This is a genomic window from Endozoicomonas sp. G2_1, from assembly GCF_017744155.1.
GTDB lineage: Bacteria > Pseudomonadota > Gammaproteobacteria > Enterobacterales > Alteromonadaceae > JAGHQT01.
Genome location: NZ_JAGHQT010000001.1, coordinates 649,364 through 663,926 on the forward strand (window position 1 = coordinate 649,364; position 14,563 = coordinate 663,926).

The 14,563-nt window shown below is 42.9% G+C and carries 17 protein-coding genes; 5 read left to right on the forward strand and 12 right to left on the reverse strand.

Annotation, left to right across the window (positions count from 1 at the left end; genetic code table 11):
• Window positions 1-112: 112 nt before the first annotated feature.
• The 4 genes from J7384_RS02940 to rpoE all read right to left on the reverse strand — a co-directional run bounded on the left by J7384_RS02940 (window position 113) and on the right by rpoE (window position 2,879).
• On the reverse strand, window positions 113-586 hold the full coding sequence (locus J7384_RS02940) for a SoxR reducing system RseC family protein (protein ID WP_209111185.1): 474 nt from the start codon (window positions 584-586) through the stop codon (window positions 113-115).
• A 65-nt stretch (window positions 587-651) separates the two neighbouring features.
• Window positions 652-1,602 carry a MucB/RseB C-terminal domain-containing protein gene (locus tag J7384_RS02945; protein WP_209111187.1) on the reverse strand — a complete coding sequence of 317 codons (951 nt, stop codon included), beginning with the start codon at window positions 1,600-1,602 and terminating at the stop codon, window positions 652-654.
• A gap of 5 nt (window positions 1,603-1,607) precedes the next feature.
• Window positions 1,608-2,225, reverse strand: a complete 618-nt coding sequence (locus J7384_RS02950) for an RseA family anti-sigma factor (protein WP_209111189.1) — start codon at window positions 2,223-2,225, stop codon at window positions 1,608-1,610.
• A gap of 75 nt (window positions 2,226-2,300) precedes the next feature.
• Window positions 2,301-2,879, reverse strand: a complete 579-nt coding sequence (gene rpoE / locus J7384_RS02955) for an RNA polymerase sigma factor RpoE (RefSeq protein ID WP_209111195.1) — start codon at window positions 2,877-2,879, stop codon at window positions 2,301-2,303.
• Window positions 2,880-3,076: 197 nt separating this feature from the next.
• Between rpoE and nadB the strand changes: the two genes are divergently transcribed.
• Window positions 3,077-4,672 carry an L-aspartate oxidase gene (gene nadB, locus J7384_RS02960; RefSeq protein WP_209111197.1) on the forward strand — a complete coding sequence of 532 codons (1,596 nt, stop codon included), beginning with the start codon at window positions 3,077-3,079 and terminating at the stop codon, window positions 4,670-4,672.
• On the opposite strand, the gene J7384_RS02965 is transcribed toward nadB, so the two are convergent.
• Together J7384_RS02965 and J7384_RS02970 are read right to left on the reverse strand one after the other, a co-directional pair.
• Window positions 4,661-5,182, reverse strand: a complete 522-nt coding sequence (locus J7384_RS02965) for a protein YgfX (RefSeq protein ID WP_209111199.1) — start codon at window positions 5,180-5,182, stop codon at window positions 4,661-4,663. The genes nadB and J7384_RS02965 overlap by 12 nt on opposite strands.
• Window positions 5,163-5,414, reverse strand: coding sequence for a succinate dehydrogenase assembly factor 2 (locus J7384_RS02970; RefSeq protein WP_209111201.1), 252 nt, complete (start codon window positions 5,412-5,414; stop codon window positions 5,163-5,165). The genes J7384_RS02965 and J7384_RS02970 overlap by 20 nt, the downstream gene beginning before the upstream one ends.
• Before the next feature lie 217 nt (window positions 5,415-5,631).
• Here J7384_RS02970 and ygfZ point away from each other — a divergent pair, with 217 nt between their 5' ends.
• The 3 genes from ygfZ (at window position 5,632) to J7384_RS02985 (ending at window position 7,932) form a co-directional block, all read left to right on the forward strand.
• On the forward strand, window positions 5,632-6,642 hold the full coding sequence (ygfZ, locus tag J7384_RS02975; protein WP_209111206.1) for a tRNA-modifying protein YgfZ: 1,011 nt from the start codon (window positions 5,632-5,634) through the stop codon (window positions 6,640-6,642).
• 1 nt (window position 6,643) lies between these two features.
• The gene (locus tag J7384_RS02980; protein WP_209111208.1) at window positions 6,644-7,156 is read left to right on the forward strand and encodes a peptidylprolyl isomerase; all 513 of its coding nucleotides are present in this window, start codon (window positions 6,644-6,646) and stop codon (window positions 7,154-7,156) included.
• Window positions 7,157-7,371: 215 nt separating this feature from the next.
• Entirely contained in the window at window positions 7,372-7,932 is a 561-nt protein-coding gene (locus J7384_RS02985) for a DUF2780 domain-containing protein (RefSeq protein WP_209111210.1), read from the forward strand.
• Window positions 7,933-7,993: 61 nt separating this feature from the next.
• Here the strand turns inward: J7384_RS02985 and parE are convergent, their stop codons facing one another.
• The 5 genes from parE to J7384_RS03010 all read right to left on the reverse strand — a co-directional run bounded on the left by parE (window position 7,994) and on the right by J7384_RS03010 (window position 12,764).
• Window positions 7,994-9,880 carry a DNA topoisomerase IV subunit B gene (parE, locus tag J7384_RS02990; protein ID WP_209111212.1) on the reverse strand — a complete coding sequence of 629 codons (1,887 nt, stop codon included), beginning with the start codon at window positions 9,878-9,880 and terminating at the stop codon, window positions 7,994-7,996.
• A gap of 65 nt (window positions 9,881-9,945) precedes the next feature.
• Window positions 9,946-10,524 (reverse strand): YqiA/YcfP family alpha/beta fold hydrolase, encoded by a 579-nt coding sequence (locus tag J7384_RS02995; protein ID WP_209111214.1) that lies wholly within the window; start codon window positions 10,522-10,524, stop codon window positions 9,946-9,948.
• 56 nt (window positions 10,525-10,580) lie between these two features.
• The gene (locus J7384_RS03000) at window positions 10,581-11,402 is read right to left on the reverse strand and encodes a metallophosphoesterase (RefSeq protein ID WP_209111216.1); all 822 of its coding nucleotides are present in this window, start codon (window positions 11,400-11,402) and stop codon (window positions 10,581-10,583) included.
• Window positions 11,403-11,433: 31 nt separating this feature from the next.
• The gene (locus J7384_RS03005) at window positions 11,434-11,985 is read right to left on the reverse strand and encodes a DUF1249 domain-containing protein (protein WP_209111218.1); all 552 of its coding nucleotides are present in this window, start codon (window positions 11,983-11,985) and stop codon (window positions 11,434-11,436) included.
• Window positions 11,986-12,125: 140 nt separating this feature from the next.
• Window positions 12,126-12,764, reverse strand: a complete 639-nt coding sequence (locus tag J7384_RS03010; protein WP_209111220.1) for an NUDIX domain-containing protein — start codon at window positions 12,762-12,764, stop codon at window positions 12,126-12,128.
• Between the two features lie 272 nt (window positions 12,765-13,036).
• On the opposite strand from J7384_RS03010, the gene tolC reads away from it, so the two are divergent.
• Window positions 13,037-14,395 (forward strand): outer membrane channel protein TolC, encoded by a 1,359-nt coding sequence (gene tolC / locus J7384_RS03015; protein ID WP_209111228.1) that lies wholly within the window; start codon window positions 13,037-13,039, stop codon window positions 14,393-14,395.
• A 75-nt stretch (window positions 14,396-14,470) separates the two neighbouring features.
• Here the strand turns inward: tolC and J7384_RS03020 are convergent.
• Window positions 14,471-14,563: integrase core domain-containing protein (locus J7384_RS03020; protein WP_209111306.1), on the reverse strand; the 93-nt coding region annotated here is incomplete at its 5' end.

Sequence of the window (14,563 nt, forward strand, 5' to 3'; positions counted from 1 at the left end):
TTATAGCTTGTCTGTAACAAGCTCTGTCGTATTACATAGTGAAGATAATAAGCATAAGCTAGCTAATTATTACTTCAATTTAACTAAAGACAGACACTTTGCTAACAATATTTCAGCGCTCGGTATTTAGATTAAGTTCAGAGGGAAGTACTTTGACAATTTTGGGGGTCAAAGCGTCAATATTACTTGCTGAATTTTGCCAAAAGCGCGCGCTTAAAAAACCTAAATAGCCACCAGCAGCGCCCGCTAAAATCACCCAAGCTTCATGATCTAATTGCCACTGTTGTGTAAAATATTGCGCAACTGCTGCACAACCAATAAGCCCTAACAAAGGCAATAAATAAACCGCACTTGCTGTGCTCAGTAATTTATCTTCTGGAATTGCCAGTACTACTCGATCACCGAGTTTTAATGACAGTTTTGACGTTAGCTCTAGGGTTAACTTGCGATGGGGAATCGCTTTGGCAACCTGGCCACTGCCGCAGTTGTCAACTTGCTGACAACTGCTACAGGTAGATTTGATTTCGCTTTCAACCGTCACTTTTTGCTGGTCAATCGCGGTAACTTGGGCTATTTCTTCTATCATAATTGACAATACGAGTGTCGCGCGGGTTTAGTTTAACGCTTTAAGATAACCGTATTATCGCCAGTCTATGGTTTAAAAGCCACTGAGTCGGCAATATTTTGCGCGGTTTTAACTGGAAGTTTACCAACTACGCTAACTTCAAAACCATCGACAACTTGATTCAAAATCAAGGTCGCACCGTCTTTAACATAAGAAACGGCGCGTTGTTGATCCTCACTTTTACTGACATAAACCGAAAGATCAATTAGGCCATCGTTAAACAACATAAACTCAGCAGGTTGCTTGGTTAATGCCAAACGGTGACGATTAGCTTTAATCGCAGTAAAGCCCTTGGGCAAATAGTTCACTTGCCAATTGAGTACGTCTAAATCGTTATTGTTGGGCATCTCAACCACTTTAGGAAACTCAGTTTCCACAAGCTGAGTTAAATAGCCCGACGGTTTTTCAGTAATATCCAAGTGAGTAAACTGGATTTGCTCGAGTAATTGCCCCTTGTCACTAACAATCGCCAGTTTGAGTAGTAAGCCGGTTTCTTGATCTAACCACAACCAATGGCCATAACGGGTTTTGTCTTTGGCAACAATGCGAATAATTTGGGCACTGCGGCCTAGCACTCGGCTGCGGCCAACGGAAATAAAATCGTAATTTTCCGCCAATTGGTCGATATCACCACTTAAAATTTGTGGGATAGGACCACTGATTTGATTTGATTTTACCGAATAAGGTGGCAACTGAGGTTCAATATAACTGACAATATCATCTCGCCTTAAAGTGTCACGACGCGGTCCGTTTAGTAGGGATAACACTTCAAGCTGAACGCCATCTTCACTAACACCGTGGGCCCAGTGATAAGGTTCTGCTTGGTTGTTTTTGACAACGACAAACGAGCTGGCAAAGTTGAGTTGTTTAAAAGACTGGGATAAACGCTCAAGCCAAGTGATGGCTTGAACGGATTCTGCTGCTAGTGCATAAAAGGGAGAAAAAGCAAACAGCAAACAAAATGTTAATGCTTTCATTAAAATTAATTATTTTCCTGCTCAGGGGTATTAGCTTGCTCAAGGGCATTTTTCGGCTCAAGGCTACTCTCATCCGTTGAAGCTGTTGCAGCTTTTAGTTTTACCTGCTGATTGTGATCGTTCAACAAAGCTTGAAAACGTCTTTGTTGTTCAATTAACGCTTGCTTTTGAGCACCAGGGCTAGGCTGTGCATAGTTATAGCTTACTGGGCTTGCAGTACCACCAAACGGTACTGTTTGAATCACAGGGTTAACCACATCGAGTTCGTTGTCAGCATTGTTTTGCTGAACGCCGAAAACCATTAAACCGGCAGCTGATGCTGCAATGGCAACTTGACCAAAAGGTTTTGAGAACTGAATAACTTTCGCTTTAACTTGTGCACTGAATGATTTTTTCTGAGGAGCTAAAACAGTAGGCTCTTGAGCCAAAGCAGCTGCGATACTATCAGACAAGTCAATGTCTAGGTTACTAGCAACATCGCCACGCATAACATCACCAATTAAATGATAGTTGTGCCAGCTATCTGATAGTGTTTCATCTTGTAAGAGGACATCGAGTTCATCTTGGCTAGTCTGAGTGTTATCGACTAACAAAGATACTGTCTCTAACTTACTTTCGCTCATATTTTACCCTTTTAGGCTATCTTACTTAACGTTTTGTTAATGGTTTTGACTAACTTTGCAATTAACGACTTACCGTTACTTTTGCAAAAGTGGTCGAATTTGTTTATCGATGGCTTCACGTGCCCGAAATATTCTCGATCGCACTGTCCCAACTGGACATTCCATTATTTCAGCGATCTCTTCATAACTTAGGCCATCGAGTTCGCGTAAATTAATTGCAGTACGCAAATCTTCAGGCAGTTTTTCTATCGTGCTAAATACCACTCGCTTAATTTCGTCACTTAACAGCAACTTTTCCGGCGAGGCGTTTTCACGCAAAGCATCACCACCGTCGTAAATCTCAGCATCGTCTATTTCAATATCAGAACCCGGTGGCTTTCGCCCTGCGGCCACTAAGTGGTTTTTTGCGCAGTTTACCGCTATCCGATACAACCAAGTGTAAAACGCACTGTCACCTCTAAAATTTGGTAGCGCGCGATACGCTTTAATAAACGCCTCTTGAGTGACGTCTGAAACATCACTCTGGTTTTTAATATAGCGAGTTACTAAATTAGCAACCTTGTGCTGATATTTTTTAACTAACAGGTTAAAAGCATTCTTATCACCGCTTTGCACCCGCTCAATCAATTGTTGATCGACGTTTTGTTCGCTCATTTGAGCCATATCTCCTACAACTTATTACACACTTGGCTCATAGCAAACGCATCAATTAGGACTAGCCTAAAGGCAAAAAGTTCTGAAAAAAGTAAAATTTATTTAAAAAAGTTTTTTCAAACCACCAATAACCTATTATCCAAGACTAATTAGCGGTAAAATCAAGCTCTTATTATAGTGTCATCATAACTGAATTCATGAAGCAACAACACAACTGTGACGTATTAATTATCGGCAGCGGTGCCGCTGGCTTAACCTTGGCTTTACACTTGGCGAAGAACGCTGACGTGGTGATTTTAAGTAAGGGCCCAGTTAACGAAGGTTCAACCTATTATGCCCAAGGCGGTGTTGCCGCAGTTTTTGACGAAAACGACAGTATTGATGCTCATGTTGCCGATACCTTGGTCGCCGGCGCCGATATTTGCGACCCTGATATTGTTCGCTATACCGCAGAAAATGCCAAAGCTTGTATGGAGTGGTTAATTGAGCAAGGGGTTGATTTTGATCAAGAACAAGATGAACAAGGTCAGCCTCGTTATCATCTAACTCGCGAAGGTGGTCACAGCCATCGACGTATTTTACACGCAGCTGACGCCACTGGCAGAGCGATTCAAACCACTTTGGTTGATCGGGTAAAAAACCACAGCCGCATCAGAATATTCGAACGCTACAATGCCGTCGACTTAATCACAAAAAGCGCAGCAGCCGACGATAAAAAGTCGTGTATTGGCGCTTATGTCTGGAATCGCAACAGCGAAAAGGTAGAAGCAGTTCACGCCAAAAAAGTGATTTTAGCAACCGGTGGTGCCAGCAAGGTTTATCAATATACCTCGAATCCCGATGTTGCCAGCGGCGATGGTATCGCGATGGCATGGCGAGCGGGCTGTAGAGTCGCCAATATGGAGTTCAATCAGTTCCACCCGACCTGTTTATTCCATCCTGATGCCAGAACCTTTTTGCTTACTGAAGCCCTGCGCGGTGAAGGGGCCATTTTAAGACGCCCTGATGGCAGTCGTTTTATGCCTGAATTTGACAGTCGCGCAGAACTGGCACCTCGCGATATTGTTGCTCGCGCCATCGATTATGAAATGAAGCGCCTTGGCGCCGACTGCATGTATTTGGATATTAGCCATAAACCTGCAGACTTTATTAAACAGCACTTCCCAACCATTTTTGAAAAGACCATGGCCTTGGGCATAGATATGACCAAGCAAGCTCTACCGATTGTACCAGCAGCCCATTACACCTGTGGCGGTGTTATGATCGACAAGCGCGGTCAAACGGATGTTGAAAATCTCTATGCTATTGGTGAAGTTGCTTACACGGGCTTACACGGTGCCAATCGCATGGCGAGTAATTCACTGCTTGAGTGTTTAGTGTTTGCACGCGCCGCTGCTCGCGATATCGCCGCCAATTTAGACTCGAGTAAACCTTACGTCAAACTGCCGAAATGGGATGAAAGTAAAGTGACCGATTCAGATGAAGAGGTCATTATTCAGCACAACTGGCACGAACTCAGACTATTTATGTGGGACTACGTAGGTATTGTTAGAACGACAAAGCGTTTAGAGCGCGCATTACACAGGGTTGAATTATTGCAGCGAGAAATTGACGAGTACTACCGCAACTTTAGAGTCAGTAACAACTTGTTAGAGCTGAGAAATCTAGTGCAAGTTGCCGAACTCATTATTCACAGCGCACTAAAACGCAAGGAAAGTCGCGGTCTTCACTACACGTTAGATTACCCCGAGCTTGACGACAGTGTGCCCCAAACAACGATACTAACCCCTTAATTGATTAGCGTCTTGCTGCCGTATTTTGTTAACAATGCGGCAAAGACGAGCGTAATCTCGGCTATTGACACTGTCTCGATAAATAGCCAAGCGTTGCTTTTCATCGGTTTGGCGTAGACTTATCACCGACACCGACTGCTCTAACTCTAACGTTAAATAGACCACTATCCCGTTACAATAACTCTTTGCGGTTAATTGCCAAACTTTAGTTACTGCACCGTGCTGGTCAAGAAACTGGCATTGACCACTTTCATCGAGCAACATTTCTATCGGCACAATATTACGGCCCAAATTAGCTGTGTATTGAGCAAATCGACTGACAAAATATTGAAAGCCGATAAAACAGGAAAAAATGATAATGACTGCACTAAGCGTCAGTAAGAAAAGTCGATTCGGTTGAAATAATAAGGCGAGTGATAACAAGGCTAAAGCATTGAGGTACAATAAATACTTTAGCCGAGATGGATAAATCGTAAGGCGATAACCTAGATCAGGCTTTGGCCCGCTCAAGAACGAGCTGCACCATAGCGTTGAGTTCCTTGTCTTCACATTTTTCGTGTCCCATAAACCAAGCGAACAGTTCAGGATCATCACACTCTAACAACCGTTCAAAAACTTGTTGCTGATCTTCCGTCAGATGTTCAAACCACTTATCAACAAATGGCATAAACAACACATCTAACTCTAGCATACCACGACGACATGCCCATCTAAGTCTAGCTTTATTTTTACTCAACGACATTGATTCTTCCTAACAGCGAATTATTGCGAGCCCAATAGTGAGATTACTTCTATCATTCTACGGACACTATTGTAACAAGGACTAGTCGCGTCATTCCACTGCAAGATGAGATAAAAATCCAGCTAAAAACTGCCGAATTTACCGCTTAATTGGTTGTAATTGTGCAAATTGCCCTAATATTACAGGCATTAATGCATTTAATACTGTGGCCGACCAAATGACTGAACAAGACAAGACGATTGAATTATCCCCAGTAAAACCAAATTTCAAGCAACTGCCTAGTGTCTTTGCCATTGCCTTAGAACAATTTGGCGCCATTGAACTGGTTGGTGAAGAGCAAAGTAAATACTTACAAGGCCAAGTCACTTGTGATGTCCTCAAATTAACCGATGAGCAAGTTGTTACTGGCGCACATTGTAATGCCAAAGGCAAATTATTCTCAGTATTTCGCTTACTCAATCGAAATAACAGCCATTTGTTAATACAGCCTAAGGTTACCATTGCTAACTCTCTGGCCGAGTTAAAAAAGTTTGGCGTTTTCGCTAAAGTTGATATCGAGCAAACCGAACAATTTTCGTTTTGGGCGATCGCTGGACAAGACTCTGAACAATTCTTGAGTCAACACTTTGATCAAATCCCAAACAGTTTATCACCGGTTGTTCAGCAAGGTCCGTTAACCCTGATATACATTGCCGGTAACGTTAAAAGATATCTATTGATTAGCGATAACAATGACGCGGTAGCTGCAATTATCGGTCAAAACGCCATGCCTATTTATCAGCACCAAGTCTGGGATTTATTGGAAATTATCGAAGGTTTTGCCAACTTTCAACAGCCAACTGCAGACGACTACGTGCCACAAATGCTCAACCTTCAGGCCATCGACGGTATCAGCTTTACCAAGGGCTGCTATTTAGGCCAAGAAACCGTTGCCCGCATGCAGTATTTAGGACGCAACAAACGCGCCTTGTTTAGTCTCGTCGGTCAAGTTGAAAGTAATGAAGCTAACGACGAAAGCTTTGCCACCGTTGAGCAACAACTAGGTGAAAACTGGCGTCGCGCTGGCGACGTGATCAGTTACTATCGCGCCGACGACGGCACTACCTATTTACAAGCCGTATTAGCCAGTGATATCGCAAATGATACCAAACTGCGCTTAAAACACTTACCAGAGTCTGAATTTACGCTTGAGCCTCTACCCTATTCTCTTGACCAAGATGGAAAATAAAATGAAGATCGCCGAAAACAAAGTTGTTGTTATGCACTATGCTGTTTCTGACAGTGAAGGCACCTTAATTGACAGCTCTTACGACCACCAACCACTGGCTTTTGTTCAAGGCTCAGGTTTCTTAATTCCCGGCTTAGAACAAGCACTTAACGATCGTCAAGTCGGCGACAAATTTGAAGTTGATGTAGACGCAGAAAACGCTTACGGCGAACGCCATGACGGTTTTGTTCAAACTGTACCAAAAGCTATGTTTGAAGGTATTGACGAGTTAGCCGTTGGTACACAATTGCGCGCCACCACCGACGAAGGTGAGCAAACAGTGATCGTTATTGATGTCACCGATGACGAAATTACCGTCGACGGTAATCACCCTCTTTCAGGTATTGATTTGAGTTTCGACGTTGAAATTCTTGAAGTGCGCGATGCCACTGCAGAAGAATTAGCAACCGGTCAAGTCGCGACTGAAAGCTGCTGCGATAGCTCAGACCAAGGCTCGGATTGCTGCAGCCACTAATTAACGGTTAATTATCGTTTCAGGCGAGTACAACGGTACTCGCCTGCTATACCAAAACCTTTACCTTTCTCATTACAAATCACTTCAACTACCGATAACGCCAGTAATACCCGGTAAAAACAAGCTTAATTATCAAACAGCGTCAACATGCGCTATCATATTGCCAACAATACATATTATGACCAATTTACATCGGTACACTTTCAAGGATAATTATGCTTAAAAAAACATCAGCACTTGTGCTTTCGGCCAGCTTATTGGCAACATCACCTGCCCACGCCGAAGGTTGGCTAGACAGTATAAAAGCATTTCTCGGCTTGGGTGAGCAGCAGAGCCAGCAACAAGAACAGCAAGTAGAGCAACAAACAGCTAATTTACAAGGACTAATCAATAGCTTAAAAAGCTTAGGTGTTACTGATAGCCAAATTGAAGGGGGCTTAGCGGCAATCTTCAACTTTGTAAAAACCAGTGTCTCTAGTGGTGACTTTCAACAATTAACCGATGCATTACCTGGCAGTGAGCAATTGTTAAATTCAGTGCCTGATATTAGTGAACTAAAATCGAGTTCAGGCTTGTCTGGTTTACTCGACAAAGCCAGTGAGTACAGCGAGTCAGTTAAAGCAGTTAACGATTTGAAAAAGCAATTTGAAGCCTTGGGCTTATCGCCTGAAATGATTGGTCAATACGGCAGTAAGATTCAAGATTACTTGAACACGCCGGAGGGCGCAGAGGCTAAAAAAGTCTTACAAGACAGCTTGGGCAAAATGTTAGGCTAATGTGTCAATTCGCAATCAAAAAAGCTCGACCTCAGGTCGAGCTTTTTTGCTTTAAGCGAGATTAAACTTGTGCTAAATCGCCTTTGGTTTGTAGCCAATCTTTGCGATCGCCACTGCGCTTTTTAGACAGTAACATATCCATCACTTCCATGGTTTCTGCATGCTCATCAACCGTTAGTTGTACTAAGCGGCGAGTATTTGGATCCATCGTGGTTTCGCGCAATTGTAGCGGGTTCATTTCACCCAAACCTTTAAAGCGCTGGACATTGACTTTACCGCGCTTTTTCTCAGCTTCGATGCGATCTAAAACCCCATCTTTTTCCGCTTCATCCAAGGCGTAAAACACTTCTTTGCCAACATCAATACGATATAGCGGTGGCATTGCGACGTAAACGTGACCTGCTTGTACTAGCGGTAAAAAGTGTTGGGTAAACAACGCACAAAGCAGTGTCGCAATGTGTAGGCCGTCAGAGTCAGCATCGGCCAAAATACACACTTTTCCATAACGCAGGCTCGACAAGTCTTCACTGTCTGGGTCAATGCCCAGCGCCACTGAAATGTCGTGAACTTCTTGAGAAGCGAGAATTTGTCCCGACTCTACTTCCCAGGTGTTGAGGATTTTACCGCGCAGTGGCATGACCGCTTGAATCTCGCGATCACGGGCTTGTTTCGCGCTCCCCCCTGCTGAGTCACCTTCCACGAGAAACAGTTCACTGCGCTCCGGATCTTGGCTGCCGCAATCGGTTAATTTACCCGGTAATGCTGGTCCTTGAGTGACTTTTTTACGCACGACTTTCTTCGCGGCTTTAAGCCTGCGCTGCGCGTTAGCCAAACAAAACTCAGCCAGTGCTTCAGCAATTTCGGTGTGTTCGTTTAACCACAAACTAAACGCATCTTTCACCACACCAGTGACAAAGGCTGCACATTGACGTGACGATAAACGCTCTTTGGTTTGACCAGCAAATTGCGGGTCTTCCATTTTCACCGACAGGATAAAACTACATTTATCCCAAATATCGTCTGGTGTCAGTTTGACACCACGAGGGATTAAATTGCGAAATTCACAAAACTCACGCATCGACTCCAATAGACCTTGGCGCAAACCGTTAACATGAGTACCGCCCTGCACTGTTGGAATTAAGTTAACGTAACTTTCACTAATCGCCTCACCGCCTTCAGGCAGCCAAGTTACGGCCCAATCTGCCGCCTCGTGCTGCGACGAAAAGGTGCCAATAAACGGTTCTTCCGGCAGGCTAATATTATCTTTAACCGACTCTTTCAAATAATCGCGCAGACCGTCTTGATAACACCATTGATGCTTGGAATTGTCATTTTTATCGTGAAACTTGATGGTTAAACCGGGGCAAAGTACCGCTTTCGCTTTCAGCAAATGAATCAGCTTAGAGGCCGAAAACTTAGCAGAATCAAAATAACTGGCGTCGGGATAAAACTTAACTCGAGTCCCGGTATTGCGACGACCTACAGTGCCAACTTCGGTTAGCTCTTGCACTTTTTCGCCGTTTTCAAAAGCCATTTCAAACACTTTGCTATCGCGTTTTACCGTAACTTCAACCCGAGTTGATAAGGCGTTAACCACTGAGATACCAACGCCGTGCAAACCACCAGAAAATTGGTAGTTTTTGTTGGAGAACTTACCACCCGCGTGCAGTTTACTGAAAATGAGTTCAACCCCAGTAACCCCCTCTTCAGGGTGAATATCTGTCGGCATACCTCGGCCGTCGTCAATAACTTCTAACGACTGGTCTTTATCTAAAATGACACTGATATTTTGTGCGTGACCCGCTAACGCTTCATCGACCGAGTTATCAATAACCTCCTGCCCCAAATGGTTAGGTCGGTTGGTATCTGTATACATACCGGGGCGGCGACGAACCGGCTCTAGGCCGCTTAAAACTTCAATCGATTCAGAATTATATTGTTCACTCATGATAGGTGGTAATAATTTGTTCTCAGTAAATAGGAAAGGATGTGATTATTCACAAAGTGATAGTTTTACGTTAATTGTAAGAAATTAGCAATATCTGGCAGTTTATTGTCAAAGCCGACAAAACTGTGGTCGCCACCTTGTTCAACTAACATCTTGCTACCAGCAAAGCGGGTTTCAGCTTCTGTATAATCCAAAACTTCATCTGCCGTTTGCAGTAAAACAAAGTATTGCTTTTCGTTGACCTGTTTCGGCTCTAGCGCTTTTAAATCAGCGATAAAGTGTGATTCAACAAGGTAGCGCTCGCCAGTGTATGGATTAACTTGCTCGCCAAGATAATCATTGAGCAATTCATAAGGCTTAACGGCTGGGTTTACCAACACAGCTTGTTTCTGATATTTTTCAGCGAAGTAACTTGAAAAGTAGCCACCAAGTGATGAACCAATCAACGCCCATTCACCGTCTAGTTGACTGATAATTTCTTCAATTTGCGCAATTGCTGCTCGTGGTTGGGTCAATAATTGCGGACAGCAAAACTCTAATTCGGGAAAGTGCTGATTGAAATACTGCTTGGCTTGCTGAGCCTTGACCGATTGCGCAGATGAATTAAAGCCATGTAAATAAATGAGATGTCTTATTTGGCTCATACGGTTTATTTCCCTAAATTTTAAGTCACTGGTTTAACGATATAAATCTATTAAGATCAATTAGATAAATAGTGGTAACTAACGTCGATATTAACTGCCTGCACTTGTTCTTGTCGGTCACGTAGTTGTTTCTCAAGTGCCAGTGTTAACACTTGGTAACCGGGTGTTAGGCTCTCGGCTATTAACTGTTCTGGGTCCTGACCAAACATAATTGAGGTTGCCGGGCAGGTAAAAATCGGCATTTGCTCAGGGCCAACCAACTGCATTCCGCGATGAACATGACCACAAGCGATAGCGCGAATACTCGGATAGCGCTTGATTGCTTGCCAAAAGTAGGGTTGATTAGTTAACCCGTGTCGATCAATAAAGTATTCGGCATCTACGGGGTGGTGATGCATAAAGACAAGTTGTTGCTTGTTGGCATTGAGCTCAGAGCTTAAGGTCAATAAATCACTCTCGTTAACCACACCTGCGGGCGTGCTACTGGTGCTGTTAAGTAAAAACAATTGCCAATCATCTAATTCGATAACGTCCGTCTGAGCAAAAGCGCTACCGGTTAAGCTCTGTTTCATCAGGTCAAAATCGTCATGATTGCCCGCTAAAAAATGAACCGGTTGAACTAAGTTGTGTTTTGCCACTAATTCAGCAAACAAGTGATAAGACTCTCGACTGTGATCTTGGCTCAAGTCACCAGTAAAAATAATGGCGTCTAAATCTCGCTGTTTACTGATATCGGCAAGTATTTTATCTAAGTTTTGATAAACATTAGCGCCAAAGTGTTCAGCTTGTTTATCAGCAAATAAATGACAATCACTAAACTGCGCGATTTTTACAACCTGAGTTAATGCTGGCGTTTGTGTTTGCGGGCGTGTATTCATAACAACAATATTTTGCGATAAATATTCGTGATTAGCTGGCTTGCTGCTGGCTGGTAATATCAATTGCCTCATAGCCATGAGCTAGGCAAAGTTGTAACCACTCTTTTAAAAACAGTTGGATTTGTTGCTTTTCATCGGGTTGATGCATAGCTTTGTTGGGGTAGTCATAACGCGGCTTAACCGTGCGTATATTTTGGCAACTCAGTACGTCAATCACTTGAGCATCGTGATATAAACGCACTTCCATCGATGGTGTTAATAGTTGTTTAAGTTGGTTAGGTACTTGCTCTTCATTTGGTGCTTGAATTGATTGTTTGCTTGATTGTTGACTTGATTTTAGAGACTGCGCGTCAGTATTTAACGAAACTTGCTCAATAGTCACTACCGTCGTGTAACGAGTGACTTCATGAACGGCTAAGCAATAACTCAAGTGGGGCGATATTGAAAAATAACGCGTTTGGTCAGCGACTTCACAATCGGCGAGTAAGCGCAGCAACAGCATATAGTTACTTTGTGACAAGGTCATCAAAGTCACCAAACTCGGCTTGTACTTACTTTTGTTGTGGGCGGCGTTATTAAACATAAGTGATTGCTTCTATTTACCTAGCTTGTTTTACGTGAGTTGTTTTTACTTAAATACTTTGGCTAAATATACTTACATTTTTGATTATTGGTTTAGCCACCAAACTCCATCAATGCTCATTCAAGAACAAATCTTAATCGCTAAGCAGAGCAAAGCGCTTGATAGTTTAACGACAGCCATTGTAACCCAATTATTGTCGCCGCGTTGTTTATTTTTCCGTTCTCGACTAGGCTCATTGCTTGTTGTCTAGGCATCACTCGCACCAGAATATCTTCGTGTTCGTCTTCTAGCCCGTAAACACCACTAATATCACTTACATCAACTTTGGCTAAAAACAGATGAGCCATTTCAGTGGCACCACCGGGGCTGAGCAAGAACTTGCTGACAAACTGCAATTGTTCTGACTTGATATTAATGTTGGCCTCTTCCTTGGCTTCTCGAATTGCCACTTGCTCTGGGCTTTCGTCCTCGCCAAACATACCGGCAATGAATTCCAGCAACCAAGGGCTTTGTTCGCGATTTAGTGCGCCAACGCGAAACTGTTCAATCAATACCACTTGATCGGTAATCGGGTCATAAGGCATTAAAACAACAGCGTCACCGCGCTCAAATATTTCACGTTCAAATACTTCACTGCGACCGCCTTGATACAATTTGTGTCTAACACGGTACTTATTGACAGTAAAAAATCCCTTAAAACAGGTCTCTTGACTCAATAACTCGGCATCTTCAGCACTGAAGTAGTCCAACGGAATCGATTTTTTGGTAAATTTGTTCATAACTTAGTCAAAATATTTTGTTACACTACTCAGTGCAGATAAACATTTATTTTATTTAGCTTATTTCAGAAGAACGCTAATATATTGAAAAAATTTTAAGTCAGCGTTAATGCCACAGCTGGGCGCGTTGTGCGAGTCTATCACAGTACGATAAATGCGATGCTAAGATTATTGAACCAAATGGTTAAAATAACTTGGCAAAGCTCTTTAAAACTGAGGCGAGCGCCCATATAAAGGGCTGAAATGCTGTGCTATATAGGAATCCCCTAAACATGAAAAAAACATTACTTTCTGTACTAATCGGCTTAAGCGCGATCGCTGGTTCTGTACAAGCAGAAGACTTACTGACTGCTTACCAAAACGCTAAAGCCAATGATCCAGTGGTATTACGAGCAGAAGCCCAAGTAAACGCAGCCAAAGAAGACATTATTCAAGCGCGTTCTTTATTGTTACCAAGACTAGATTTTACAGGTGGCTTCACTAAACAAGACACTGACGATACTCGCCCTTCGATTTTTGCTCCAAACGGTACAAAAACCAATACCGATGTAGAAAATACAAACTACCAAGTTAATTTAAGCATGGACTTATATCGCCACGACTCTTGGTTACGCATGGGCACGGCCAAAAAAGCAGCCCATCAGCGTGATGTAACTTACCAAGCAGCAAAACAAGATTTGATCCTACGCACTACTGAAGCCTACTTTAATGTATTAGGTCGTTTAGATGACTTGGAATTTGCCAAAGCAGAAAAAGAAGCTATTGCTCGTCAATTGGAACAAACTAAGCAACGCTTTTCGGTTGGTTTAACCGCGATTACTGATGTCCATGAAGCACAAGCTCAGTTTGATAATGCATTAACAGATGAAATTCGCGCACAAAACAATGTTTATGCCGCGGAAGAAGCGCTACGTGTAATTACCAATGTTTATCCACGCGATTTAAAAATTCTCAATACCACTAAATTCAGCGCATCTCGACCATTACCTGACAGTGCCAACGACTGGCAACGCACAGCTGAAGAGCAAAACTTAGATCTAATCGCACAAAAAATTGGCCTTGATATCGCCAAAGAAAATATTAGCATCGAGAAAGCTGCCCGTTTACCAACCTTAAGCCTGTCTGGCCGCTATAGTTCATCAGACAGTGATGTCACTATTACAGGCGAACAAAATAGATTCTTCAACAGTAAAGAAGATGCTAGTTCGATTGGTGTTCAGATCAGTGTGCCTATTTATAACGGTAACGTTATTAGCAGTAATGTTCGCAGAGCTCAGAGCAACTACGTTAGCGCCAGTCAAGATTTAGAGTCAACGCACCGCACGGTAGTACAAAACACCCGTAATGCCTACAACACAGTTATCGCAAGTGTTTCTGCAATCAAAGCATTAGAACAATCAGTTGTTAGTGCTGAAAGTGCTTTGAAGGCAACTGAAGCTGGTTTTGAAGTTGGTACTCGTACCATTGTAGACGTATTGAATAGTACGCGTAATTTGTACAATGCCAAACGCAACCTTTCAAACACCCGTTATGGTTACATTACCTCAGTGCTAAGGTTAAAGCGCGCCGGTGGTACTATCACAGAAAAAGACGTTGCAGATATTAACGCGAGCTTAGTTGCTAATAATTAAGTTTCACAGCAGGTATTACTGCTAAAATAAAATATCAACTTTGTGTTGTCCTAGTATAGGTTGACACTATTTACGCTAAAACGCTCGATGTACTTCATCGGGCGTTTTGTATTTTAAGGCCATGTGTGGCCTTCGTTGATTATAGATAACAACTGATTCCTCGACCAT